This is a genomic window from Brevibacterium sp. Lmc1, assembly GCF_057654315.1.
On sequence record NZ_CM172803.1, the window covers coordinates 3,510,479 to 3,534,826 of the forward strand.

Below are 24,348 nucleotides of genomic sequence, written 5' to 3' on the forward strand. Positions count from 1 at the left end.
TCAGCTCAGGCGTGTCACTCGATCGAGCGACCGCCGAAGACCTGCTGCAGCGGGATCGAATTGTCCTGCCACGGAGTGAGGATCCACGCGACGAGGTAAGCGCCGATTCCGAGTACGGGGAGGAGGAACGAGGCGAGGACGATGAGCCGCATGATCCAGACGTTGATGCCGGTTACCTCGGCGAGGCCCCCGGCAATACCGCCGAGGATGCGGTCGGGACCGCGACGGAAACCGATTCTGCGGATGGAGTCGAATAGTGAGTTCATGTCGTCGACTCTACGGATCTGCCGTCACCGCGGCACTAGTGCTGACCGTCGAGGCCGATTGAGGAAAACCGGAATCCGCGCCGATCCAATAACGCCGCTTCGGCGGTCCGTCACTGTTTTCGCGCACGTCTTCGAGGACTCCCCCGCACCGTTCGATCACGCTTGCCGAGGCGATGTTCGTGTCATCGCACGTGACGAGCACGCTCTCGACTCCGGCCGATCGCAGACGTTCGACCGAGCGGGACAGGATCTGCTGGGCGTATCCTCGGCGACGGAATTCCGGGGCGACTGCATATCCGACGTGCCCGCCGAGATCGAACAGGAAGTCGTTGAGTTCGTATCGGATGGAGGTGCGACCCACGGGCCGCCCGTCCACCTCGGCGACGAGGAATTCCGCGCGCACTCGTCCCGGTGGGAGATCGATTCCGCGGGCCTCGCGCTCGTGGGTGGCGATGATGTCGTCCCATGTGCCCTCGGCTTGGAGGAATGCGAAGTCGTCGGCCCGCAGCTGCTCATGGAAGTCCCTCATCACCGTTTCATCGGCGGGATTCAAGGGTCGCAGTTGGAGGATCTGGCTCATCGTGCTCCTTCGAATGCCGGTTCCTCGCGTCGTGCGAAATCCGGGGCGTGTTCGGCAGTGACGCCGACGCCGAGGATGCGCGCCGGGATGCGGGTGAGTGCGGGGAAGGTCCTCAGCAGCCATTCCAACGGCGCCGGCGGGCGGATGGGCCGGTGCCCGTGAACGGCGGGTTCGACCATCCGATGGATGCCCGCCTGCAGGAGTTCGACGGCACGAGTGGTCGGGAGTCGTCTCAGCTGCAGTCGCCGCAGCTCGGCGGTCCCCACCGACCCGGCACGCAGCGGCTCGGCGAGAATCCGGGCGACGGCGATTCCGTCCTGCACCGCGAGGTTGACTCCGACCCCGCCGAGCGGACTCATCGCGTGTGCGGAATCGCCGATGCACAGCAGGCCGTCGACGAACCACTGCTCGGCCTCATTGCGGCGGACGTCGAGAAGCTTCACGTCATCGAAGTCGATCCGGCCGACGTCCGCGGCGAGTTGCGGATAGGTCTCCGCGACGGCATCACGCAACTCATCGATTCCCTCGGCGCGCAATCGCGCGTCCGCGCCTTTCGGGATGAGGCGGGCGATCTGCACGTGCCCGTCGCGCGGAATGGCGACGAAGACCTTTCCGTTCCCACCTCGTGGGGCCACGGAATCGGGCAGCACCGCCTCGGTGTCGATGCGGAACCACCACACATCGATCGTCGACGGCAGTTCCCTCACGGACAACCCTGCCTCGGCGCGTGCCTTCGACCATCTGCCGTCGGCGGCGATGACAAGTGGTGCGCGGAGTTCGAGGGTGGCCGGGGTGGGAACGTCGGTGGCGGGTTCAGCACGTTTCCCGTGGGGAACGTCGGTATCTTCGGACTGTGGGGCCGCCTCGGCGACGGTCGAATTCCGGGCACGGAGACCGACCACACGGTCTCCGTCCCAGATCAACGAGGCGGCCTCGACGCCCATCCGCAGGTCGAAGTTCGAGTCGTTCTCGCCCGCTTTTGCGAGCAGGTTGAGGAAGTCCCACTGGGGCGCGATCGTCATGAACGGATGGGGCAGGTTGAGCCGCGTGAAATCGGCGAGCAGAATGTCCTGGCCGCCTCGCCCGGTCAGGGTCACTCCTTCTACGCGGCGATGAGCAATGCGGGCGAACTCGTGGTAAAGGCCGAGTTCGTCGAGCAGTCGCAGAGTGGACGGGTGGATGGTGTCACCGCGGAAGTCGCGGAAGAAATCCTCGTGCTTCTCGAGCACCACGACCTTCACTCCGCCACGGGCGAGCAGCAGGCCGGCCACGATTCCAGCAGGCCCGCCTCCGCCGATGATGCAGTCGAAATGCTCGGTGTCGGTGCGGGCAGTGTGTGGGGTGTCGGTGTCGGTGCGGGCAGTGTGTGGGGTGTCGGTGTCGGCCATGACACTCTCCTCGGCTCGACGGCACCGCGGCTCCGGGAACCGGCGGCACCGTTGACTCTGTGAACGCTGGGGCTCAGTTCCCAGCGTAGACCTCGCACCGGGCGACGGAAATAGGGTATGCGCTCCGGCCAGCCGACCGACCGCCTCGGCGACGGAGGTGACAACTGGTTCAAAGTGCAGGAGAGGAGCCTGAAATCCGGGCACTCACACTTTGAACCAGTTGATTTGCCGGCACCTGGTCAGTTGGAGCGTCCGCCGGCCATCTTCTCGGTGACGTCGAAGCGTTCGCGGTAGCGGCCGGTGAGCAGGCACCACTGCGAGTACAGCGCGGTCGAGGAATTGAATACGAGCAGCGTGAGCGGATAGAGCAGCCACTGCAGCCACATCGTCACGCGGCGTTCGCGCGGGACGTGGATCGGCCGAGGGGGCAGCAGCGCGTTGAACACGATGATGGAGACGATGAGTCCGATCATGCCGATCTGCTGAATGATGCCCACGGTCATCGGCATGCGCTCGACCAACGAGGATGCCTGCCCCGTCTGCGTGGCCACGACGAAGGGGATCCACCCGCCGATGGCGATGATGATCGAGATCGAGGCGAGACTGACGTGCCCTTCGAGCAGGGAGAAGAACCGGAGCACTCCCGGCCAGAACGGTACGCGGGCTCCTGGGGCGAAGACGCGCACTCCGACATAGGGCACGTCGGAGGCACCGTACGACCAGCGGCTGAGCTGTTTGAACTGGGCGACCATCGTGGCCTTGAACGTTCCTGCCTGCACAGCGTCCTGGAAGATCGGGACGTGGATGGGTACGACCCGGTAGTCCCCGTCGAAGTGGAACCAGCTGCGCCAGTACTGGTGACCGTCCTCGACGATGGTCCGCTTCGACCAGAAGCCCATGTCGACCAGAGCGGTCAGCGGCTGCGCGTGGGAGGCGAAGTTGCGCAGTGCGAGCCTGCGGACAGTGGTCGTGAGATTCCAGAAGCAGTTCGCGCTGGCGACTACTCGCGATGGTGCGGGCACGTCCCAGATGTTCGTGATGTAGAGACTGATCGGCTGGAACGACAGACGCTCCCGGTCCGGCGCGGTCGCATATTCGTAGGCGACACAGTCGAAGTAGGACTCGTGCGGGATGTTGTCGCAGTCGAGGCTCGTGACGATCACCAGGCGTGGGTCGATGGCCTCGTCACGGACCCATTCGGCCAGGTGGTATCCGGCGTACGTGATGTTCGCTCCCTTGCCGGCGATCTCGTCGGGCAATCCGGCCGGATGTTCGACGAGGACGAAGGCCCCGAAGCGGTGGCCGTACTCGGCTTCGAGCCGCCGAGCTGTCTCGGCCATTGCGGGGCCGCCGCGTTCCTCATGAGCGAAGAAGACGAGGAGCTGTTCGGGCTTCGTCGAGGTGTGCAGCAGGGTGCGGATGGTGTCGGCGATGACTGGGTAGGGCTCGTTGTACGCGGCCACGACGACCGCGTGGCGCAGGGTCGATGGACGCATGATCGAGGTCGGATCGGCGCTGACTTTCGCGACGAGGGCGGCGTGGTCGGCAGCACGGAATCCACCCCGAGGATGCGCCAGGGAAGGGCGACCGTCCAGGGCCCGCTCGAGGTCGGTCAGGCGTGCCGCCCAGTCGACGCGAGCGCTGCGTCGGTAGCGAAGGAACCCGCGGGCGACGTCGATCGCCCCGAGCATCGCCCGGACGAACATCAGCCCGACGATCGAGAGCACATAGACCGCTCCGAGCATCGCGTCGACGAACGGGAGGACGAACACGAGCCCGACCGCGGTGAAGCTGATCGCCGCCGGCAGGGCTTCGAAGAATCGGTACAGCCGGGTACGCGGGCCCATCGGCAGCTCGAGGCCGGAGGGCGGTGGTGCCGTCGGCTCGAACGAGAAGGCTCCCCTGCCGGAGCTCCGAGGACCGGGTGGTGACGGCCGGAGCGGTTGAGGAAGTGGGTGGCCGGAGGTTGGCGATTCGACGGAGGTGACTGGTTCGCGGTTCGCTCTCACTCTCTCGATCCTGGGTGCCCCGGCTGGACAGCTGTTTGTCGGCAGATGCAGGTCAGGTGAATATTTCGTGCCGACGACCGGGGCTCCAGCATGTGCTGTGAATGGTCGTTGGCCAGGAGAATGATCGGCACTCGGGGGTAGAGTCGCTTCATGACATTTGCAGTCCGCCCCGCAGTCATTGCCGACGTCGCCGGAATGGCGCGCGTCCACGTCGACACCTGGAGTGAGACCTACCGCGGGATCATGCCCGACGAACTCCTCGATGCTCCGGACCTCGTCGATCGACGCCGACAGATGTGGACGCAGATCCTCGACGAGGCTGCTCCGTCGAAGTACACCTGCGCCGTCGCCGAATCCGATGGCCGGATCGTCGGCATTGCAATGTGCGGACCGCCGGAAACCGACGGAAGCGTCGAAGACCGGCATCTCTACGTTCTCTACGCCTATCGAGCCATGCACGGCACGGGCGTCGGCCAGGATCTCTTCGACGCCGTCGTCGATCCGTCCGTGACGACGGCGCTATGGGTGGCGGATCCGAATCCCCGCGCGCAGGCGTTCTATTCGAAGAACGGGTTCGTCCCCGACGGCACGGTCAAGACCGACGAGTACGACGGGGTGCGCGAGGTGCGGATGGTGCGGCAGGCCAGGGGCGACTGACGCCCAATCAGGTCCAGAGGACCTTGTCCTGTGCGCCCAGTGTCCCACCGGCACCGAGGTGACCGAGCATGAGTGCCCCATCCAATGGTCCGCCTGCGGGCTCGACGATGGTGATGGTCGGATCCAGTCGTGCGGCTTCGGCGCGGAATCCCTCGACGAGGTGATCGCCGGCGGCCGCGACTCCCCCGGTGAGAGCGATGCGGGTCGCGGAGTTGGAAGTGGGAAAGGCCTCGGTGGCTACCGTTGACGAGTCAGTGTCAGTTCGCACGGAACGAGCTGCGGCGAGCGCGCTGCGGGCCGCTTCCTGACCAGCTTCACGGAGCAGGTCGGCAGATGCTGTGTCGCCGGCCCGGGCACAATCAGCGACGTCAACGGCGATTTCGGCGAGGAGTCCGGCCCGGTCGCTGCGGGTATAGAACTGTGCCGGCCACGAGGCGGGTGGGCCGAAGCGTCGGGTGGCTGCCTCGAGCAAAGCACGGCCGTGTTCGTCGATTCCGTCTTGAGTGCGCAAAGCGAGTTCGAGACCATGACGTCCCAGCCACGCTCCTCCCCCGCGATCGCCGAAAAGGTGTCCCCAGCCATCGGCTCGTGACCAGTCTGCTGTCCATTTGCCGTCAGCGTCCGGACCCGGATGGGCGATGGCGATCGCCCCGGTGCCGAGCACACTGATCGCCCCACCGGCCCCACCGAGAGCACCGAGGTGGGCGGTCACGGCATCGATCGCGGCGACTGCGGGCACCCCGACCTCGCCGGAGATCTCGGCGAGAACGTCGGACGGATCCTCAGCGAGGGAGGCGATGCCGGTCGCACCGATTCCGATGCTGCTGACCTCGGGGAAACGTTCGGGCCAGGTCTCCGCGGCCGTTCTCACTAGTTCGCGGACGACGTGAAGGACGTTGCTGCCGCTCGGCCCGATCTCGATCCGCGGGCCGGTGAGTTGGTCGATGATGCGTGGGACGAAGCCCCCGCCGTCAGCGATGCCCGGTCTGCTAACGGCATTGCCACGATGGTCAGTTGCATCGCCAACGTCACCGAGCGCGGCTCGGCTGCCGGTGCCGCCGATGTCGATGCCGAGGATCAGGGTCATGCGCCCACGGTACCCGGGCCGGAACCTTCCGAGTCCGTACCGTCGTCCGAGCCGACCGGTTTCTTCGTCCCGACAAGCTCGGCGATCGCGGCCCTGACCGAACCATCATGGGACTCCAGAGTCGACGCGGCCAGGGCGGGGGCCGCCTCGGTGAAGGAGACGACGATAGCGGTCTTGAGATCGCCATCGCAGCTCTCGAGCAGAGCCCGCGCGTCGGCGTCTCCCAGGTCAGCGGCCTCGCGGAGGATGCGCACAGTGCGCTCGCGCAGCTTCGCGTTCGTCGCGACGACGGAGACCATGAGGTTGTCCCAGGTCCGGCCGAGAGCGACCATGAGCGCGGTCGAGAACCCGTTGAGGGTGAGCTTCTGGGCGGTGCCGGCCTTGAGCCTAGTCGATCCGGTGATCACTTCGGGGCCGGTGTCGAGCACGATGTGGTCATCGGCTTTCTCCGCCAGAGAGGCGTACGGGTTGTTCGAGATGAGCACAGCGTGGGCGCCGTTGGCCCGCGCCGCGTCGAGCGCCCCGCCGACGTACGGGGTCGACCCGCTCGCGGCGATGCCGATGGCCACATCGTCGGGTCCGAGCTCGGCACCGGCCGCGGTTCCGTCGGCCCCGGAGTCCTCGGCGTTCTCCACCGCATTGACCAATGCCGCCTGACCACCGGCGATATGCCCGATGACCCGGCCCGGTTCGAGGTTGAACGTCGGCAGGAGCTCGCTCGCATCGAGGACGCCCAGCCTCCCCGAGGTGCCTGCGCCGAAGTAGTGGACGCGGCCGCCTCGGCGCATGCGGTCAGCGGCAATGTCGACGAGTTCGGCCAGCTGCGGCAGGGCTGCGGCCACCGCGTCGATGACGGCGTGGTCTTCGGCGTTGAGGACCTTGAGCACCCCGAGGGTGTCGAGGTCGTCGAGGCCGGAGCTAGCCGGATTGCGCTGCTCGGTCGGCGACAGCGGCCGGCCGGCCGGCGGTGCCGTTTCAGACGTCGGCGGGTTCGGTTCCGACGTCGGCGAGGTCGGGCGGGCTGAGCCCGGCTGGGAGGAGGTCATGGACGGGGGCTTCCTTCCGCCTCGGCGATGGTGGGCTCTTCGACTGTGGTCTTGTGGCGCAGACCCAGCAGGCCGCCGACGATGAAGGTGACGATGACGCCGAGCAGCGGGTACCACTGCCACGCCACCCACACTTCGCCGGTGACGTACTTCTCCATGACGAAGAAGAACGCGTTGACGGCCACGGCCAGGGCGAAGGCGATGTTCGCGTCGACGGCCCTAGCCCGCTTGTTGACGATGCCGAAGACGAACGCGCCAAGCAGACCGCCGTAAGTGATACCGGCGATGCCGAGAGCCAGGATGACGATGTTGCCGGAGTCGGATTCGAAGACCGTGGCCGGCAGGATGAACGCGATCCCCCAGCCGATCGTCGCCCAGCGGCCGACCCTGAATCCCTGTTCGTCGGTCATCGGGGTGCGCTTGAGCTTCGCGTAGACGTCGTTGACCGTCGAGGACGACAGGGCCGACAGCGACGACGACAGCGTCGACATCGCGGCGGCGAGGATGCCGGCCAGCAGCAGTCCGGAGATTCCCGTGGGCAGGCCCTCGATGATGAACAGCGGGAAGATCTCGTCGTCGCGGGTCAGCCCGAGGTCGGCAGGCAGCGCGTGATCGTAGTACGCCCAGAGAGCCAGGCCGACGGCGAGGAAGATCGCGAACTGGACGACCACGACGAATCCGGAGGTGATGAGGGCCTTCTGTGCCTCGAGCTTCGACCGGCACGACAGCAGGCGCTGAACGATGAGCTGATCGGAACCGTGGGAGGCCATCGCGAACACGGCGCCGCCGAGCACCGACGGGATGAACGAGGTGTCCGCAGAGATCGGGTTGCCCTCGAAGACGAAGATGTTCGTCTTTCCGGCCTCGACCGCCTCGGCGAGCCATCCGCCGCCGATCGATGCGGAGATGATGATGATCGCGAGAATCCCGCCGAGGACGTAGAGGATCATCTGCGCGACATCGACCCAGACGACGGCCTTGATGCCGCCGATGAACGTGTACACGATCGTCACAAGCGAGAGGACGACGATGATGACGAAGTAGTTCGTGTGGATGCCGAGCCCGTCGAGGATGACCTTGAGCGGGATGGCCGCGGCGAGCACGCGGATGCCGTCGGCGAGCAGTCGGGTGAAGAGGAAGGTCACGCCGGCCGTGGTCTGCGTCGACTGGCCGAAACGTTTGCCCAGGTAGGCGTACGCGGTGATCATCTCACCGTCGTAGTAGCGCGGCAGCATGAAGTAGGCGACGATGACGCGGCCGAGGATGTAGCCGAGTCCGAGCTGCAGGTAGTTGAGGTCGCCGAGGTAGCTCATGACGGGGATGCCGATGACGGTGAGCGCGCTCGTCTCGGTGGCGACGACGGACAGGCAGACGGCCCACCACGGCAGGTCGCGCCCGCCGAGGAAGTAGCCCTTGAGGCTGCTCTGCTTGCCGCTCAGTGCCAGTCCCAGCCACGCCGTTGCGACGAGATAGGCGATGATCACCAGGAGGTCGATGATCTGCATTGGTCTCTCCTTGTTGGGGGTGTGGAGTGTGTCGGTTGATCGGTGGTCAGGAGGTGCGTTCGTTTGTGTGGCCGGGCGGGCGATGCCGGTGGCGGCCGCGGTTCAGTCGGCCAGTCTCAGTCACTCAGTCTCAGCCGGGTGGGTCGTCGGTGGAGGGGTTCGGGCAGACGGAGCGGTCCGTCACCGGGAGTGAATCGACCCGCGATGCGCGGTCCGATCGCCCCGGTCAGACTGGGCTGAGTGCCGTCGAGTCCGTGCCAGCTCAGCCACCCGAGGAGCGCCATGAGCAGCGCTTCCTTGCTGCCTTCCGGCAGCCCGAAGGCCTCATCCGTGCTCGTGAGGACGATGCCCTCGCCCAGTTCCTCGCCGAGGCGGCGCATCAGCTCCGGATTCCTCGTCCCACCTCCCGAGGCGATGACGGTGGTGACGTCGTGACGGCGGGCCGCCTCGGCGATGGTGCGCGCGGTCAGCGCGGTGACCGTGGCGATCTGATCATGCTCGCCGAGGTGGGGGTGGGGTTCGAGGTATGAGTCGAGGTAGGCGGCGTGGAAGAGTTCCTTGCCCGTCGATTTCGGGGCGGGCCGTGCGTAGAAGGGTTCGGTGAGGAGCTCGGTGAGCAGGTCCTCGTCGACGGTGCCGGCTGCTCCGAGCGCGCCGTCGCTGTCGTAGCTCTGCCGACCGTCGGTGATGCGGCGGGCGAGGATGTCGATGAGGGCGTTGGCCGGGCCGGTGTCGAAAGCGATGGGATCGTGGCCTGGTTCGATGACGGTGATGTTCGCGATTCCGCCGAGGTTGAGCACCGCGGTCGGCGCCTCGGCGTCGGAGAGCAGGAGGGAGTCGAGCAGCCCGACGAGCGGGGCACCCTGTCCCCCTGCGGCGACATCGCGGGAGCGGACATCGGAGATCACGGGCGCACCGAGTCGTTCTGCGATGAAGGCCGGCTGTCCCAGCTGGAGGGTCGAAGTGACCTGCCCGTCGGTGATGTCGTGGCGGACGGTCTGTCCGTGGGAGACGACGAGGTCAGGGGTCAGGTCGTGGTCGGCGCAGAGTTCGGACAGGGCGTCGGCGCAGAATCGGCCGAGCCGGGCGTCGACGCTGCTGACCAGTGACAACGGCAGATCTGCCGGTTCGAGAAGGCGAAGGATGTCGGCGGAGAGCCGGTCATCGAACGGGGTTTCGCGTTCGGCGAGGATCCGCACGGTCAGGGTGGTGGGGTCGGCGCCGACGAGGTCGAAGCTGGGGGTGGGTTCCGTGTCGCTGATGGGGTCGGGTCGGAACTCGGCGATGACGAGGTCGAGACCGTCGGCGGAGGTTCCGGTCATGAGTCCGGCGATGATCATGGCTGCACTCCCCCAGTGTGGTCGGTGACGGTGGAGGGAGCGGTGCCGGTGGGGGCGGCCTCGGATGCGGCCGGAGCGGGGACGGTGAGTTCGGTGCGGACCTTGTAACGGTCGCCTCGGTAGACGGAGCGGACGAACTCGAAGGGGCAGTCATCGGCACCGCGGGATATGCGTTCGAACAGCAGGGCGGGTGAGAGTTCTTCGACGCCGAGGTGTTGAGCTTCGCCGGCGTCGAGGAGGGTGGGCTCGATCGTCTGCACACTGTGGTTGAGGCGGATGCCGAAGTTCCGGCGCAGCAGATCGTAGAAGGACTGGTCCTCGAGGTCACCTGGACTCAGCCCCGGGACGAGAGCCGAGGGGACGTGGAGTTCTTCGAGAGCGATCGGTTCGTCATCGGCCAGGCGCAGACGCAGGATCGCGATGACGTCGTCGTCTTCGGCAATATGGAGTCGACGAGCGATGTGCGCGCCCGCCTCGGCGACGTCGAAGCTGAGGATATGAGACCCGGGACGCATTCCGCGGGCGAGCATATCCTCGGTGAAGGAGCTCGCGGCCAGCGGTTGGTCGAGTTTCGGCCCGAGTGCGAAGACACCCGTGCCGTGCCGCCTGCGGACCATGCCCTTGGCGACGAGTTCGTCGATGGCGCGGCGCAGGGTCATCCGCGAGATGCCGAGCGTCTCGGCGAGCTGCCGTTCCGGAGGGAACTGCTCACCGGCGGCCATGTCCTCGAGACGGTCGAGGAGCTGGTCACGGATGGCATGGAATTTCGTCACACCACCATTGAGGCACAGGACACACTGCGAAATCAAGACCACTGGTCTATTTTGTGATGGCTGGACCCTCGGTCGGCGTTTCACTCGTGCCGTCGATCAAGCGCTCGCTCACTTTCAAGCGCTCCCTTCCCTCGATCAAGCGGGGCCGCGAATATGGCGTCGTCGACCACGACATATCTGCGCCCCGGCTTGAACGGCGGAGACCGGGCGGGCGGTCAGAGGCCGGGCAGGCGGAGGCCGGGCGGGCTGAGACCGGGCGAGCGGAGACCCGTCAGACGAAGAGCAGTGAGAGCAGGAAGGCGAAGATCAGCCCGAAGACGCTGACCAGGGTCTGGACCATCATGTGAGTCTTCGTCGCCTGACCGATCGTCATGCCGAAGCTCTCCTTGACGAACCAGAATCCCGCATGGTTGACCCAGTTCAGACCGATCGATCCCGAGCCGATCGCAATGACGACCAGAGACACGTATGCCCCCGAGTGATCACCGATGAGAGGGGCGACGATGCCGGTGGCCGAGGTGATTCCGACGGTCGCCGATCCGGTGGCGAACGACAGCAGGATGCCGATGAACCAGCCGAGCAGGATGAGGTTCATCTCCAGATGAGAGGTCGCGCCGACGACGGCGTCGCCGATGCCCGAGTCCTTGAGCACCTCGTTGAAGGCACCACCGCCGCCGATGATGAGGATGACTCCGGCAATCGACTTGAGGCTGTCGCCGAAGGAACTGCGGATCCGCTCACCGCCCATTCCCGAGGTCCATCCGAGTGCGATGGCGGCGAAGACGACTCCGGCCAGCATGGCGATGATCGGGTTGCCGATCACCTCGGCGATGGGTTCGAACGAGGACTCCGGCGCCACGAGCTGAACGACGGTGTGCACGAGCATGAGCACGACGGGGACGAGGACGGTGACGAAGGCGAGCCAGACCGGAATCGTTCGCAGTTCCTTCTGGTCCACCTCGGCGCGGGCTCCGGTGTACTGGTCGATGAGGTCAGCGGTCGGTTCGAGTTTGACCCGTGGGGCGATCCAGCGGGCGTAGACCGGGCCGGCGAGGATGACAGTGGGAATCGCACAGACCAGGCCGAGGCCGATGGTCATTCCGACGTTCGCGTCGAGTCCGGACACGGCGATGAGCGGACCCGGATGGGGCGGAACCATGCCGTGGAGGCAGGCGAGCGCGGCGATCGCGGGAACGAGGATGCGCAGGTACCACAGCTTCTTCTGCCCGGTCTTCTTCTCCAGCTGCGAGGCGACCGCGTAGATGACCGGGATGAGGACGACGAGGCCGACCTCGAAGAACATCGGGATGCCGATGATGAAGGCGACACCCGTCATGATCCACGGAGCGGCCTTCGGCGAGGAGTGCTCGATGACGAGGTTCGCGATCCGTTGGATGGCGCCGCTGTCGGCCAGAAGCCGTCCGAGCATCGCTCCGAGGGCGACGACGACACCGGTCTCGCCGAGGGTATCGCCGGCTCCGGCGGCGATCGTCTCCGGAATCTTGGCGATCTCCTCACCGGCGGCCAGTGCCGTCACGGCGGAGGTGATGAGGAGAGCGAGGAACGGATGCAGCTTCGTCTTCCAGTTGATGAGGAGGATGAGAAGCGCGATCGACGCGAAGAGAAGCGTCACGAGGTATGCGGTTGAGCCAATCACTGGGGCAACGTTACGCCCCTGCCTGCTGGATCCGGGAACGAGGGGTTCGCACGCGAGGGGTTCACGTGGGAGGGAGAAGTCCCTAGCATGAAGCCATGACTGCATATACCGGACAGAAGCTGCTCGACGCACTCGACTCCCAAGGGCTCGGCGACTGGCAGGGGCTGCCGGACTGCATCGGCGCCCGGTTCCTCACCGGCGACTTCGCCACCGGGCTCGATCTCGTGGCCGAGATCGGGTCCCTCGCCGAGGCGGCCGGCCACCATCCCGATGTCACGCTCACTTTCCCCCACGTCGACATCCGCCTGACCAGCCACGACACCGGTGCCGTGACCGAACGCGACCTCAACCTCGCGGGACAGATCAGCGAGGCGGCCGCCTCGGCGGGGGTGAAGGCGGACCCGACCATCCCGGCACTGCTCGAGCTCGGCCTCGATACCGCAAATCAGGACGCCATCGCTCCGTTCTGGGCGGCGCTCCTGACCGGGGATGCGAGCAACGTCTCCGGACCCGATGTCGTCGATCCTGCCGGACAGATGCCGCTGCTGTGGTTCCAGGACTGCGAAGAACACGAGGTTCCGCACCAGCGTCTGCATGTCGACGTCTCCGTGCCGGCGGCGGTCGCGCCGGAGCGGATCAGGGCCGCGGTCGACGCCGGAGGCACGATCGTCGACGAGTCTCAGGCGCCGTCATTCACCGTCCTCGCCGACGCCGACGGCAATCGCGCCTGCGTGTGCACGCTGGCCGCTCGCCCGTAGGCTGGGATACGACCTCTTCCACCCAGTTCAGGGAGTCCGTGTGTACCTAGCCGCCGAGAACCGCTACAACTCGATGACCTTTCGCCCCGTCGGTCGATCCGGGCTCGTCCTGCCTGCGTTGTCACTGGGGCTGTGGCACAACTTCGGCGACGATGTCGCCTTCCAGAACCAGCGCGATATCGTCCGTCGCGCCTTCGACATGGGCATCACGCACTTCGACCTGGCGAACAACTACGGTCCTCCCCCGGGCTCGGCGGAGACGAATTTCGGCCGGTTGCTGCGCGAAGACCTCCGCCCCTACCGCGATGAGCTCATCATCTCGACGAAGGCCGGTTGGAACATGCATCCCGGCCCATATGGAGGTCCCGGCGGCAGCCGCAAATACCTTCTGGCCAGCCTCGATGCGTCACTGCGCCGACTCGGCCTCGACTATGTCGACATCTTCTACTCCCATCGTCCCGATGCTTCGACGCCTCTCGAGGAGACCATCGGCGCACTCGACACCGCCGTGCGCTCCGGTCGCGCGCTCTACGCCGGGATCTCCTCATACTCCGCCGCCGATACGGCCCGGGCCTCGCAGATCGCCCGCGATCTCGGCACTCCCCTGCTCATCCACCAGCCTTCGTACTCGATGATCAACCGGTGGATCGAAGATGATGAGCTCCTCGACACAACCGCTGACGAAGGGCTCGGTGTCATCTGCTTCTCCCCGCTGGCGCAGGGCCTGCTCACGGACAAGTACCTCGACGGAGTGCCCGAAGATTCGCGAGCGGGCAAGGCGAAGCCATCGTTCAAGGACGGGTTCCTAAGCGCCGACAACCTCGCCCGGATCCGCGGGCTCAACGACATCGCGGCCGCTCGCGGTCAGTCGTTGGCACAGCTCGCCCTGTCCTGGGCACTGCGGGATGGCCGAGTGTCCTCGCTGGTCATCGGGGCCAGCCGTGTCGAACAGCTCGAGCACAATGTCGCGGCTCTCGACGCGGCACCGTTGAGCGACGAAGAGCTCACGGCAATCGACGAATTCGCCATCGATTCCGGTGTCGATATCTGGGGAGACGCGCGACGCAGCACTGCCGAGTGAAGTCAGCGGCCCTCCGCAAGGCTCAAGTGTCGCAGTCTCACATCGCCTGCGCCGCCTCGAGCAGCCACCCGATCCGGTCGCTCCAAGCGGGCCGGAAAGCGTAGACGCAGACGAGCCGAATGAGGGTGGCCCTCTCGTACACGCTCACCCTGGCGGGGTCGAACCCTCCCGCCGACGCGACCCGGGCGATCTCATCGATGACCACGGCCGCCTCGGCGGGGGTCCACAGACCCTGCTCGGTGCGCCACCGGGCATGCGCGCGGAGGTTTCCGAGGTCGAGCGCCCGTTCACCCCGGCACGCCGTATCCACGTCGAGCAGCCCCGGTCCGGAGATCGGATCCCACATGATCTGTTTGTCGTGTAGGTCCCGGTGGATGAGCCCGATCGATCCGTCCCTCGCCGAGGCGGTCTCGTCGTCGAGTTCGGCCGTGACCTCTGTGATGAGTTCGTCCACGTCGGCGAGCAGAGTCTCCCCTCGCGCAGTCCGCGTGGTCTCCAGCAGAGGACGGGCGCGCTCACGCCATAAGTGGAGCACTTCGACCTCGTCCGCAGCCCCATGAAACGGCATCGCGGTCGACAGTTTCGGCGCAGCCGCTGGCACGGTATTGGTCGGATGTGCCTTTGCCTGAGCCCAGGCGTCGAGGGACTCGGCCCAGGCACGTGACCACTCCTCGCCGAGCTCGGCTGGATCGTGGAGTTCGACCCCGGGCACCACGCTGAGCACAACGGTCGAAGAATCCGAACTGAGCACCTGCGGGAGGGCGAAACCGGGAAGGAACCCAACCGCTCGGCACTGTCCCGCGATGACGTCGGAGGCCTTTCCGTCGCGCACGCATTTGGCGAAGCTGCCGTCGCGCAGGCGGACGACGGCGCGTCTGCCCGGCCGATGGGAGACCAACCGGCCTCCGTCCTCGAGCAGCCCGGCGAGACCCGGCAGCTTCGGGTCACGGTCAGGGTCGAGGACCGTCACGCCGCGTTCGTCGAGATAGCCGACCCGGGTCCCCTGGCCAGGAAGAGAAGCCTCCCACGCGATTCGACTGTCTCCTGCGGGCCAGGCTCGACGCACGTTCCAGTCCTGTCCGCCGGTCGTGACTGCGTCAGGGATGTGCAGGGCCGCGCCCCACTTCGTCGCAGACTGTTTCGTCACGGTCTGCTTCGTCGCGATCTGCGTCGCCGCGGTCTGCTTCGTCACGGCTTGTTTCGTCACGGTCTGCTTCGTCCCGGTCATGGTGCGACCTCCGTCGTCGGGGCGTTCCCTTCCAGAGCGGTGCGCGCGAGGTCGATGATCCGCATCGTCTCGTCCCTCCAGGTCTCGGAGCAGCTGCGCCAGGGTTCGAGCGCGGCCACCAGGATCGCCCACGCCGTCCATGCGCCCAGGTCGGTCTCCTCGCCGCCGGCGGAACGGTAGCCGTCGATGAAGGGGTGCTCGAGCTCGTGCAACCGGGAATCGACGCGGCAGGCCGCGATCCATCGCCCCAGATCCATCCCGATCGGCCCGTACCCGGACCGGTCGAGGTCGATGATCCGGCACTCGGAATTCGCCAGAAGCACCTGGTCGGGGCTGAGGTCCCCGTGGATCTCCCGCAGTTCCCGCTTCGGCCCGAGGCCTCGATTCGGTCCGAGTCGTCGGCTCAGTTCGGAGAGCAGTCCGACGATGTCAGTCTCTCGTTCCGGGAGCAGACGAACCAGCGACCGGCTGGTGGTCTCGAGTTGGTCGAGCGGAGAGTCGAGCGCGCGTCCGTCCTCCCCTGCCGAAGCGCCAACTTTGTCTGCCTGCACGCCCGCGGATTCTCCCGGATCGCCTTCGTCGTCCGGCAGTGCACGTGTATCAGACACACCGCCTCTGTGCAGTTCGGCGATGATCACGCCGACTTCCTCGGCGACATTCGGATCCGGTCGATCGCTCAGGTCACCGGTCCCCCACCACGGCGAACGTGTGGCGGTGTCACGTCCGCCGACGAACTCGACCGGCAGGCTGGGAAGCTCCGCTCGCTGCCAACGGTCGGCTGCCTCGGCGAGGTGGATCTGGGAGTCGGCGGCGATCCGCACGAATTCCGGCGCCCCATCGGCCGGGGTGTGCTTGAGCAGCAGCCGCCTGGCGGGGTTGTATCCGATGATCCGCAGATCCCCGCCGAGGTGGTCGAGTGTCCGTGCGACATGCTTGCCGATCCTGGGGTCGGCCAGCACTCCGCCGGTGACCAGCACGGCACCGGTCGCACCCGCCGAACGCGGGTCGGCAGCCTCGTGGACGACCAGCTCCTGCCCGTGCCGAGCGGCCCGCCGCCGAGCATTGGCGAGCTTGTCCGGGCTCGTCAAAACCGCGGTGAATCCCCAACCATCGAATTCGCCGAGGCGGCTGGGCTCCTCTCGCTGCCATGCGACGATGGCGCTCTTCCCCGGTTTGACACGGACACGGCGAGGACGAACCGCGAAGCCGAGGCGTCGGGAGAGCTCGTCTGCCGATCGCAGTTCGTCGATATAGGGCAACAGGGCGAATCTCGTGTCCACGAAGTCGTTCACCGGGTCGGAAATCGATGCGGTCATGATGAGGCTCCTGCATAGGTGGGGGCGCTGCCGACGGTGGGCGGTTCGGACGGACGTGGTCCCGCGACCGTGGACGGCTCCGCCCCCATCGTTCGCCCCGGCACGCTGTCGGCTTCGTCGGCCTGCGAACGGATCCACCGGGAGAAGCGCGAGTCCGCAGCCGCAGCCAGCTCGCTCGGTGTTCCGTCCTCGACGACCCGACCGTCCTCGAGCCACACCACACGGTCGAGTCCGCGGATCATCGCCACGTCGTGGCTGATGACGATGCTCGTCCGGCCCGTCGTCAGCGCGGACACTGAATCGGCCACCTCGGCGCGAGTCTGCGGATCGAGCCCTGTCGTCGCTTCGTCGAAGACGACGACCGGGGCGTCGCGGACGAGGGCGCGAGCGATGGCCAGCCGCTGCCGCTGCCCACCCGAAAGCGTGTCCCCTCGGTTGCCGAGCTCGGTGTCGTAGCCGTCGGGAAGAGAGCGGATGAACGCATCGGCACGGGCCGCACGGGCGGCGGCGACCACCTCGGCGTCGGTGGCATCGAGCCGACCGTAGCGAATGTTCTCGCGCACGCTCGCGGCGAAGAGCACGGACTCCTGGAGAAGGACCGACACGTTCTGCCGCAGGGAGGCGCGAGTGACGTTGTGGGTGTCGTAGCCGTCGAGGTAGATCGACCCGGAGTCCGGCTGCGACAACCGCAGCAGGTAGCTCATCAGGGTCGATTTTCCGGCCCCGGAGGCCCCGAGGATCCCGACCTTCTGTCCAGCCGGAATGAGCAGGTCCAGCTCGTCGAACAGCGGCCTGCCATGCCCATCGGCCGAGGTGATGCGGTTGAAGACGACGTCGCCGCAGACCGGGCCCATGGACACTGAGTCGGGGGCGTCGGCGATCTCGACGGGTTCGTCGAGGAGGTCGGCGATCCTCTCCCCCGAGGCGGCCGCGCGAGCGATCCGGCCGGTGTATTTGGCCATGTCCCGCAGCGGCTTCATCGCGATCTTCAAGTAGAGGAGGAAGAGGACGAGGTCGCCCGGAGACATCGCCCCGCGCAGCACCTGCCACCCGCCGAAGGCGAGAACGAGAGCCTGCGAGATGCCGACGAGAACATCCGTGGAGCGCTCGAGCCCGGCCGCCAGACGGCGTGCCCGCACCCCGGCCCTGAGTGCGCGTTCGTTGCCGTCGGCGAAGTCGCGGGCCACGGTCTTCTCGAGTCCGTAGGCCTGGACGACGCGGATGGCACCGAGCGCCTCGGCGGCGGATCCGACCAGTCGGCCCTCACCCTTGCGCGTGGACCGGGAGGCCTTCGTGATCTTCGGGGTCGCCACCTTCGACAGCAGGCCGTAGACCGCCGCCGTGACGAGCACGATGGCGCTGAGCACGGGGTCGAGGACGACCATGACGACGAGTAGGACGGCGAGCGTGATGACATTGCCGACCAGGGGCAGCCCGGCGGTGACGGCGACTTCCTGCAGCCGTCCGATGTCGCCGACGAGTCGCTGTGAGGTGTCTCCGATCGAGGCCTTCGAGTGGTAGCGCAGCGACAGGGACTGGACGTGATCGAACACCCGTGAGCGCAGCTGGGTGGCGACACGGGCGCCGACGAGAGCGAAGCAGATCGTCGAGGCGTAGTTCGCCGCGGCCCGTCCGCCGACGATGACGGCCAGGCCGATGGCCACGACTGCAAGGGTCGTACCCACTCCGGCGTCGAGGCCGAACGTCGGGGCGATCTGGGCGCCCAGGGCCGCGGTGACGGCGTCGACGGCGATCTTGATCGGCCACGGTTCGAGAATGCGGAAGACGACGTCGGCCAGCAGTGCGGCCATCCCGCCGATGATCAGCCACGTGTGCCGACGCAGGTGCGGGCGGATGATCCGCAGGGTCCGCCGCAGCGCGGACGCCGTGAGCTTCTTGCCGCTCATGAGATCACCGCCGAGGCGGGGCGCCGTCCCGATACGGACGTTTCCTCGCAGATAGGTGCGGCATCGGTTTCTCCGGCAGCTGTGTCGCCGGCGGTTCCCGTCACCGGTGCGAGGATCTGCTGACACCGGCGCATCCAGGAATGGCTGGTCAGGGCCTCTGCGCGGGCGCGTGCTCCCATCCTCGCGCGCAGTTCGCCGTCGTCGATGAGTCTCTGCAGTGCGCGGGCGAGGTCCGCGGGGTCGGCCGGGTCGGTGAGGATCGCGGCTCCGGTTCCTGCGAGCACGCCGGGGATCGAACCGACGCTCGATGCAACGACGGGCAGTCCGGCGGCCAGGTATTCGTAGACCTTCAAAGGGGAGAAGTAGTTCTCCCCTGCCGGGTACGGGGCGACAGCGATATCGAATTCGCGCAGCGCCTCCGGCACGGCTTCGGGTGCCAGAGCACCGTGGAAACGCACACGCCCATCCAACCCGAGCGTACGCACCTGATTCTCCAGCGCCTCGGATTCGGGGCCATGGCCGACGATGTCGACACGGAAGTCCCCGACCAGTCCGGCGCAGGCGGCGATGAGCCGATCCGTGCCGTGCCAGGGTTTGAGCGTGCCGACGAACCCGATCCGCACCGGACCGTGAACACTCGGAGGTCCCCCACCGGGGCGGTCCTCCCGTATCGAGCGACCGCTGGGCGACCCGCATCCTTCCCCGCCGAGGCTGTCGTGATCTGGCCGTGGAGTGATCCGTTCCGTGTTCACTCCGTTCGGGACGACGCTGACGTCGCCGAGGCCGGGATAGTCGGTGCGGACCCAGTCGGCGACGAGTTCGCTCACGCACACGATGCGTGCGGCTCCGGCGAAACTTGCCGCCGTGGCACGGGCGGCGTGTTCGGCGTGGACGAGTCCGCGATGGGTCCGCTGCTCCTCCAGCAGAGGCGCATTGACCTCCATGATCAAAGGCACGTCGAGGCGCTGGCTGATCCGGGCACCGGCCGTGGAGAACAGAGAATACCGTTCGTAGACGAGGTCGAATCCCTGCCCCGAGGCGGCCACCGTGTCCGTGACCAGGTCGGCGAGCATGTCGGAGAGTCGCAACAGTACGATCTCACGCTGGGAGCGGTCAAGACCACGGGGCACCTCGAGGCGGGTGACATCGAGGTCGGCGAGGTCGGAGGGCACGTCGTCATCGGTGCGGGTGCAGAAGACGCTGACCTCATGGCCGAGTGTTCGGAAGGTTCGCACGACCTCCTGGACGTGGACGCTGGCACCTTTCGTGCCGAAGACTCCGATGCCGGGGTCGAGAAGGACATAGGCGATTCTCATGACACTGACTCCATTTCACGGACTGTCGGAACGGCAGGAACTGCCCCAGGCACCGCCGCAGCGTCGGCCAGGCTCGCGAGCTGCCCGGCCTGGACGCCCGAGTCGTGCAGGCGGCACACCCGGTCACGGGCGGCATCGGTGACGGCACGGATACCGGCGGGATCCGTGCGGAGGGCGGCGGCCACCTCGGCGATGGTGGAGGCGATGTTCGCCTCATCGGTACCGTCGACGAGCCACCCGGTCCGGCCATGGTCGATGACCTCTGGCACGGCGGTGACGGCCCCGGCGACGCAGGGAATTCCGGTGGCCATGCCCTCGAGCAGCACGGTGGGCAGGCCGTCGGCGTTGCCGTCGGTGCCGATGACGAACGGGGAGACGAGGATGTCATGGTCGGTGAGCATGTCGCGGACCTCGGCCTGGGTCAGCGCTCCGTGGAAGGTGACGAGGTCGTCGAGTCCGAGTGTGTGGGACCGGGTCCGCAGCTCCTCCTCGAGGGGGCCGGTGCCCACGAGGTCGAGACGGCAGCTCATGCCGTCGGCCCGGAGGCGGGCGAGCGCGTCGAGGAGGTGGGCGAATCCCTTCTTCTCGACGAGGCGGCCGACGGCCAGCAGCGAGGGCACCTCGCCCGTCGCGCCCTGCTTGGGCCGATACGGGAAGCGATCGATCTCGAGGCCGTTGCGCACGACGACGACCCGGTCGGCCAACTCGGGGCCGAGCACCCGCGACAGGTAGCGGCGATTGAAATCGCTGATCGCGATCACGTGGTCGGCGTCCGCGGTCTTGCGGGCCAGATCGGTGAGCACGACATCCTCGTGGAAGATGTCCTTCGCATGCGTGGTGAAGGAGTAGGGAATCCCCGTCAGCGCCGAGGCGGCCCGAGTCACGGTCGTCGACACCGACGCGAAGTGCGCGTGCAGGTGGGTGACCTCGTGGTCGAGGGCCAACCGGGCGAGGGTGAGAGCTTGGATCGCATCATCGTGGCCCAGTTCCATAAGTTCGCCGAGGTGGTCCGACACTGCCGCGGCCACGCGCGGTTCCGCTGCCGCCTCGGCGAAGGACTGCCAGAAGCTGCGGGCGCTCGAGGGCCGGTCGATGTGGATGACCTCGGCGCGGACGCGAGCGAGTTCGGGATGGAAGCGGGTGTCCGTGCTGGGGCGCAGGGAGAAGATGACGAGGTCCTCTCCGGCGGCTTCACGCGCGAGGATCTCGGAGACGATGAAGGTCTCGGAGAACCGCGGGTACATCTTGAGCACGTAGGCGCGGCGGCCGAGATGTCTTTCCGGTCGAGCGGTCGGGGCTGCCGGTGGACGCGGTGCCGGTGTTGAAGGGTTTGGTGTCTGTTCAGACAGCATGGCTGGTCTCCTCCAGGGTGATGGGCAGACGGGCGGACGGTGCTGTGCCGGCGGCTGCAGTCGCCGTCGGCGCTGTTGACGCCGGTGCGGTTGTCGGCGTCGGCACGGTTTCGGATCCGAGTGCCGTTGCCTCGGCGCGGACATCAGCGATGAGTTCGGCTGCCAGGCGGGGAACGGTGGCCAGTCCCGTGAGATCGATATGGGAGCGGTCTGTGGGTCGCCCGACCCGGCCGTCGAACCATTGGCTGAGCACATCGACGTCGAGGCTGTCGATCGTCAGAGCGTCGACCGCTCCGACTGCGGAGAGGGCGAATGCCCTCCTGGGCTGTTCGGCCCGATGACCCTTGCGGGGGACGACGAGAGCAGGGGTATCGGTGGCCATGAGTTCGGCCAGAGTGTTGTAGCCGCCCATGCACACGACAGCCTCGGCGGAGGCCACGAGTCCGGGAATGTCGTCGCAGTGACGGATGACAGCAGTGGCCGCACCGGCACGGGCACGCAGTCGTTCGAACTCCTCGGTGTCCATCTGCGGACCGGTGACGATGAGGTGCCGGCAGCCGTCGGGCGGTTCAGCGTCCACGGCGATCGAGGCGAGGCTGCCTCCATCAGAGCCTCCGCCGAGGCAGGTGAGGACGAAACTCTCTGCCCCGCCCCCTGCCGTCTCGACACGCGCAGCCACGGTGGCTGCCGGCAGAACACCGCCGTCATCGGGGCGGTCCTGTGACAGGTAGCCGGTGGTCACGGCCTTGGCCGCAAGCGGAGCTGGCACTTCCCCGGTGGACCGGGGATCGTAGACGTCCGGGTCACCGTAGATCCAGACTTCGTCGAAGGATTCGGCCACGCGTGCGGGCCCGCCGACCTCCTCCCATTCGGCAGCAATGACGGACGGGGTGTCGAGGACTTCGCGCAGCCCGAGGACCGTACGGCAGCCGTAGCCGCGGACCTGGTCGATGGCGTCGGCGAGCTCGCCGCCGATGCCGAAGGGGTGCCGGTCGACGACGAAGAGCTCAGGTCGCTGCTGGTCGAGGATCGCCGAGATCGCCGCCGCTCGCAGTGCCCGCAAGCCCTGCATCGAGGAGGCAAGTGCCCGTGGGACGTAACCGCCGGGGGCGGGGGTGACTCCGGGCAGGATCACCCAGTCCCACCCATCCGGCAGGTCGAATCGCGTGGCCTCGGGACTGCTGGCGATGAGCAGACCGGAGACCTCCCGGCCGGTCAGTGCCGGCAGGTCCCGGGCCAGAGCGAAGGCCAGAGCCCTGTTGCGGCGGATGTGGCCCAGTCCCAGCGAGTCGTGGGAGAACAGTGCGATTCTCAATCGTCGTCTCATACATCTCAGCTTGTCGGCTGTGATTAAGATGAGATTAAGACGCGGATGAGAAAGATCTTAGGTTCAGATTCCTCCAGCGCCCACCCGTATCTCTCAGGGTCGCCGTGCGACTGCCAGCGCAGTCTGCGAATAGGCTCTGCTACTTGTCGACCGGGTGACCGATGATTCTGCTGATAGAACGCCGAGCCATTGATCCGGTTTGATGATCACCACCGAGGCGGAGACTCTGATTGAGGTAGATCATCACCGCGATGAGTTCGAAGGCCGTCTGCTCTCCGGCGCCCTTTTCGTCGGCATCACGTCCCGCCAATGCCGCAATGTACTTTCGCAGCTGAGCATAAGTACCGCGGATGGCGTCGCGCACGACACCTTCACGATCATCGAATTCGGCCGCTGCCGCGGCAAAGAAGCAACCACCGCGAAAGACAGGCAACTCGATGTAGTCCAACCACGCACGGCAGGTGCTGACGATCAGCGGTGTATTCACATTCGAACTTTCTCGACCGATGTCGATGACCGATTCTCTGAACACGGAGCGGGCATACCCGATGACGGCGAGCTGCCAATCGGTCTTCGACTCGAAGTAACCGGCCAACCCCGACTTCGACAAGCCGACTTCCGCAGCGATCTGGCTGAATGACAGGCCGTCAAGGCCATTGACCGAAGCGACATCAGCGCTTCGCCGGAGGACCGTTTCCCGGGTCTCCCGCACCTGGTCGAGAGTTCGTTTGGGCATACATCCAGTCTACCTCGGACACTTTTAGTGTACGCTCGTGCGGTAAACTTCGACCGAGGAGATATATGCCATTTTCGACGATCACAGGGACAGGCTTCCACCAGCCTGAGCGCGTCGTCACCAACGATGACCTCGCCAAACTGGTTAATACCGACGACGCCTGGATCCGGCGCCGGACCGGCATCCGAACACGCCGGATCGCCGCAGCCGACGAACAGGTCTCGGACTTAGCTGCACCGGCCGCACGCATGGCAATGAGATCGGCAGGGCTGCCATCGGACGCAATCGACATGGTGATCGTTGCAACCTGCTCCGCTCGGGACCGGTGTCCGAGCACCGCAGCAGAGGTCGCCGGTCGCCTCGGTCTGACGAATGCAGTCTGCTTCGACATCAACAATGCCTGTGCCGGTTTCAGCACCGCACTCAACGTCGCCGAGAATTCGATCCGAGCCGATCAGAGCAGGCATGCGCTCGTCATTGGGGCCGAGAAGATGAGCGACGTCACCGACTGGAGCGACAGATCATCGTGCATCCTCCTCGGCGACGGTGCCGGCGCAGTCATCGTCTCGCCCGGAGAACGACGGGGAATCCATCCGGCAGAATGGGGAACCGACCCCAAGCTTCGTGACAATGTGACTATTCGCGGGTCTTGGGAGGCCGATTTCACTCAGAACGGAGCGTCAGTCTTCAGGTGGGCCACTTCGATGATGGCGTCAACTGCTCGCGAAGCTGTGGCTCGGGCCGGACTCGATATCGAGAACATCGGAGCATTCATCGCTCATCAGGCAAATCTGCGAATCATCGAACCCATCGTCGACGACCTTGGTCTCGGTCACGCGCTCATCGCTCGCGACGTTGTCGAATCCGGCAACACCTCCGCCGCGTCGATCCCTCTAGCTCTCTCGAAGCTCTCACACAGCGGCGAGCTGCCAGCAGGAGTGCCCACTCTTCTCCTGTCATTCGGGGGCGGATTGTCCTGGTCGTCTCAGGTGATTCTGTCCCCGTGAGTTCACTTCCGC

The 24,348-nt window shown here is 66.5% G+C and carries 21 protein-coding genes; 4 read left to right on the forward strand and 17 right to left on the reverse strand.

What is annotated here, in order from left to right; all coding sequences use genetic code 11:
• Positions 1–14 precede the first annotated feature (14 nt).
• From AC239G_RS15725 to AC239G_RS15740, 4 genes are all read right to left on the reverse strand, one after another.
• Positions 15–266 (reverse strand): PspC domain-containing protein, encoded by a 252-nt coding sequence (locus AC239G_RS15725; protein WP_139468021.1) that lies wholly within the window; start codon positions 264–266, stop codon positions 15–17.
• 10 nt (positions 267–276) lie between these two features.
• Positions 277–846, reverse strand: a complete 570-nt coding sequence (locus tag AC239G_RS15730) for a GNAT family N-acetyltransferase (RefSeq protein WP_482400770.1) — start codon at positions 844–846, stop codon at positions 277–279.
• Positions 843–2,234, reverse strand: a complete 1,392-nt coding sequence (locus AC239G_RS15735) for an FAD-dependent oxidoreductase (protein WP_181270790.1) — start codon at positions 2,232–2,234, stop codon at positions 843–845. Before AC239G_RS15735 ends, AC239G_RS15730 begins: the two co-directional genes overlap by 4 nt.
• Positions 2,235–2,473: 239 nt before the next feature.
• Positions 2,474–4,081, reverse strand: coding sequence for a glycosyltransferase family protein (locus AC239G_RS15740; protein WP_180345562.1), 1,608 nt, complete (start codon positions 4,079–4,081; stop codon positions 2,474–2,476).
• A 312-nt stretch (positions 4,082–4,393) separates the two neighbouring features.
• On the opposite strand from AC239G_RS15740, the gene AC239G_RS15745 reads away from it, so the two are divergent.
• Entirely contained in the window at positions 4,394–4,900 is a 507-nt protein-coding gene (locus AC239G_RS15745; protein ID WP_219922212.1) for a GNAT family N-acetyltransferase, read from the forward strand.
• Positions 4,901–4,907: 7 nt separating this feature from the next.
• Here the strand turns inward: AC239G_RS15745 and AC239G_RS15750 are convergent, their stop codons facing one another.
• The 6 genes from AC239G_RS15750 to AC239G_RS15775 all read right to left on the reverse strand — a co-directional run bounded on the left by AC239G_RS15750 (position 4,908) and on the right by AC239G_RS15775 (position 12,308).
• Positions 4,908–5,987, reverse strand: a complete 1,080-nt coding sequence (locus AC239G_RS15750) for an N-acetylglucosamine kinase (protein ID WP_139468018.1) — start codon at positions 5,985–5,987, stop codon at positions 4,908–4,910.
• Entirely contained in the window at positions 5,984–7,033 is a 1,050-nt protein-coding gene (gene murQ / locus AC239G_RS15755; RefSeq protein ID WP_139468017.1) for an N-acetylmuramic acid 6-phosphate etherase, read from the reverse strand. Before murQ ends, AC239G_RS15750 begins: the two co-directional genes overlap by 4 nt.
• Positions 7,030–8,538 carry a sodium:solute symporter gene (locus AC239G_RS15760; protein WP_139468016.1) on the reverse strand — a complete coding sequence of 503 codons (1,509 nt, stop codon included), beginning with the start codon at positions 8,536–8,538 and terminating at the stop codon, positions 7,030–7,032. The genes murQ and AC239G_RS15760 overlap by 4 nt, the downstream gene beginning before the upstream one ends.
• 116 nt (positions 8,539–8,654) lie before the next feature.
• A complete protein-coding gene (locus AC239G_RS15765) occupies positions 8,655–9,878 on the reverse strand; it encodes an anhydro-N-acetylmuramic acid kinase (RefSeq protein WP_139468015.1) in 1,224 nt (407 codons plus the stop codon).
• A complete protein-coding gene (locus AC239G_RS15770; protein ID WP_139468014.1) occupies positions 9,875–10,651 on the reverse strand; it encodes a GntR family transcriptional regulator in 777 nt (258 codons plus the stop codon). Before AC239G_RS15770 ends, AC239G_RS15765 begins: the two co-directional genes overlap by 4 nt.
• A 271-nt stretch (positions 10,652–10,922) precedes the next feature.
• A complete protein-coding gene (locus tag AC239G_RS15775) occupies positions 10,923–12,308 on the reverse strand; it encodes a GntP family permease (RefSeq protein WP_229663965.1) in 1,386 nt (461 codons plus the stop codon).
• A 95-nt stretch (positions 12,309–12,403) separates the two neighbouring features.
• On the opposite strand from AC239G_RS15775, the gene AC239G_RS15780 reads away from it, so the two are divergent.
• Positions 12,404–13,066 carry a VOC family protein gene (locus tag AC239G_RS15780; RefSeq protein WP_139468012.1) on the forward strand — a complete coding sequence of 221 codons (663 nt, stop codon included), beginning with the start codon at positions 12,404–12,406 and terminating at the stop codon, positions 13,064–13,066.
• A gap of 40 nt (positions 13,067–13,106) precedes the next feature.
• Entirely contained in the window at positions 13,107–14,147 is a 1,041-nt protein-coding gene (mgrA, locus tag AC239G_RS15785) for an L-glyceraldehyde 3-phosphate reductase (protein WP_139468011.1), read from the forward strand.
• A 37-nt stretch (positions 14,148–14,184) separates the two neighbouring features.
• On the opposite strand, the gene AC239G_RS15790 is transcribed toward mgrA, so the two are convergent.
• From AC239G_RS15790 to AC239G_RS15820, 7 genes are all read right to left on the reverse strand, one after another.
• Positions 14,185–15,375, reverse strand: coding sequence for a phosphotransferase (locus tag AC239G_RS15790; protein WP_487489228.1), 1,191 nt, complete (start codon positions 15,373–15,375; stop codon positions 14,185–14,187).
• Positions 15,372–16,691 (reverse strand): phosphotransferase family protein, encoded by a 1,320-nt coding sequence (locus tag AC239G_RS15795; RefSeq protein ID WP_139468009.1) that lies wholly within the window; start codon positions 16,689–16,691, stop codon positions 15,372–15,374. Before AC239G_RS15795 ends, AC239G_RS15790 begins: the two co-directional genes overlap by 4 nt.
• Positions 16,688–18,598, reverse strand: a complete 1,911-nt coding sequence (locus tag AC239G_RS15800) for an ABC transporter ATP-binding protein (RefSeq protein ID WP_172171644.1) — start codon at positions 18,596–18,598, stop codon at positions 16,688–16,690. Before AC239G_RS15800 ends, AC239G_RS15795 begins: the two co-directional genes overlap by 4 nt.
• Positions 18,595–19,914, reverse strand: a complete 1,320-nt coding sequence (locus AC239G_RS15805; protein WP_482400774.1) for a glycosyltransferase family 4 protein — start codon at positions 19,912–19,914, stop codon at positions 18,595–18,597. Before AC239G_RS15805 ends, AC239G_RS15800 begins: the two co-directional genes overlap by 4 nt.
• Positions 19,911–21,158, reverse strand: coding sequence for a glycosyltransferase family 4 protein (locus tag AC239G_RS15810; RefSeq protein WP_487490122.1), 1,248 nt, complete (start codon positions 21,156–21,158; stop codon positions 19,911–19,913). Before AC239G_RS15810 ends, AC239G_RS15805 begins: the two co-directional genes overlap by 4 nt.
• A 97-nt stretch (positions 21,159–21,255) precedes the next feature.
• Complete coding sequence (locus AC239G_RS15815) at positions 21,256–22,581, reverse strand: glycosyltransferase family protein (RefSeq protein ID WP_487489229.1); 1,326 nt, start codon at positions 22,579–22,581, stop codon at positions 21,256–21,258.
• Between the two features lie 151 nt (positions 22,582–22,732).
• Positions 22,733–23,329: a TetR/AcrR family transcriptional regulator gene (locus AC239G_RS15820; protein WP_487489230.1), complete on the reverse strand. Its 597-nt coding sequence runs from the start codon at positions 23,327–23,329 to the stop codon at positions 22,733–22,735.
• Between the two features lie 65 nt (positions 23,330–23,394).
• Between AC239G_RS15820 and AC239G_RS15825 the strand changes: the two genes are divergently transcribed.
• Complete coding sequence (locus tag AC239G_RS15825) at positions 23,395–24,336, forward strand: beta-ketoacyl-ACP synthase 3 (RefSeq protein WP_458311002.1); 942 nt, start codon at positions 23,395–23,397, stop codon at positions 24,334–24,336.
• Positions 24,337–24,348 lie beyond the last annotated feature (12 nt).

Excerpts from the sequence above, each read along its gene's own strand:
- AC239G_RS15820 (WP_487489230.1), bottom strand. The coding sequence starts at position 23,329 with ATGCCCAAACGAACTCTCGACCAGGTGCGGGAGACCCGGGAAACGGTC.
- AC239G_RS15800 (WP_172171644.1), bottom strand. The coding sequence starts at position 18,598 with ATGAGCGGCAAGAAGCTCACGGCGTCCGCGCTGCGGCGGACCCTGCGG.
- AC239G_RS15750 (WP_139468018.1), bottom strand. The coding sequence starts at position 5,987 with ATGACCCTGATCCTCGGCATCGACATCGGCGGCACCGGCAGCCGAGCC.
- AC239G_RS15790 (WP_487489228.1), bottom strand. The coding sequence starts at position 15,375 with ATGACCGGGACGAAGCAGACCGTGACGAAACAAGCCGTGACGAAGCAG.
- murQ (WP_139468017.1), bottom strand. The coding sequence starts at position 7,033 with ATGACCTCCTCCCAGCCGGGCTCAGCCCGCCCGACCTCGCCGACGTCG.
- AC239G_RS15825 (WP_458311002.1), top strand. The coding sequence starts at position 23,395 with ATGCCATTTTCGACGATCACAGGGACAGGCTTCCACCAGCCTGAGCGC.
- AC239G_RS15725 (WP_139468021.1), bottom strand. The coding sequence starts at position 266 with ATGAACTCACTATTCGACTCCATCCGCAGAATCGGTTTCCGTCGCGGT.
- AC239G_RS15780 (WP_139468012.1), top strand. The coding sequence starts at position 12,404 with ATGACTGCATATACCGGACAGAAGCTGCTCGACGCACTCGACTCCCAA.
- AC239G_RS15735 (WP_181270790.1), bottom strand. The coding sequence starts at position 2,234 with ATGGCCGACACCGACACCCCACACACTGCCCGCACCGACACCGACACC.
- AC239G_RS15805 (WP_482400774.1), bottom strand. The coding sequence starts at position 19,914 with ATGAGAATCGCCTATGTCCTTCTCGACCCCGGCATCGGAGTCTTCGGC.
- AC239G_RS15765 (WP_139468015.1), bottom strand. The coding sequence starts at position 9,878 with ATGATCATCGCCGGACTCATGACCGGAACCTCCGCCGACGGTCTCGAC.
- AC239G_RS15795 (WP_139468009.1), bottom strand. The coding sequence starts at position 16,691 with ATGACCGCATCGATTTCCGACCCGGTGAACGACTTCGTGGACACGAGA.
- AC239G_RS15810 (WP_487490122.1), bottom strand. The coding sequence starts at position 21,158 with ATGTACCCGCGGTTCTCCGAGACCTTCATCGTCTCCGAGATCCTCGCG.
- AC239G_RS15740 (WP_180345562.1), bottom strand. The coding sequence starts at position 4,081 with ATGGGCCCGCGTACCCGGCTGTACCGATTCTTCGAAGCCCTGCCGGCG.
- AC239G_RS15745 (WP_219922212.1), top strand. The coding sequence starts at position 4,394 with ATGACATTTGCAGTCCGCCCCGCAGTCATTGCCGACGTCGCCGGAATG.
- AC239G_RS15730 (WP_482400770.1), bottom strand. The coding sequence starts at position 846 with ATGAGCCAGATCCTCCAACTGCGACCCTTGAATCCCGCCGATGAAACG.
- AC239G_RS15760 (WP_139468016.1), bottom strand. The coding sequence starts at position 8,538 with ATGCAGATCATCGACCTCCTGGTGATCATCGCCTATCTCGTCGCAACG.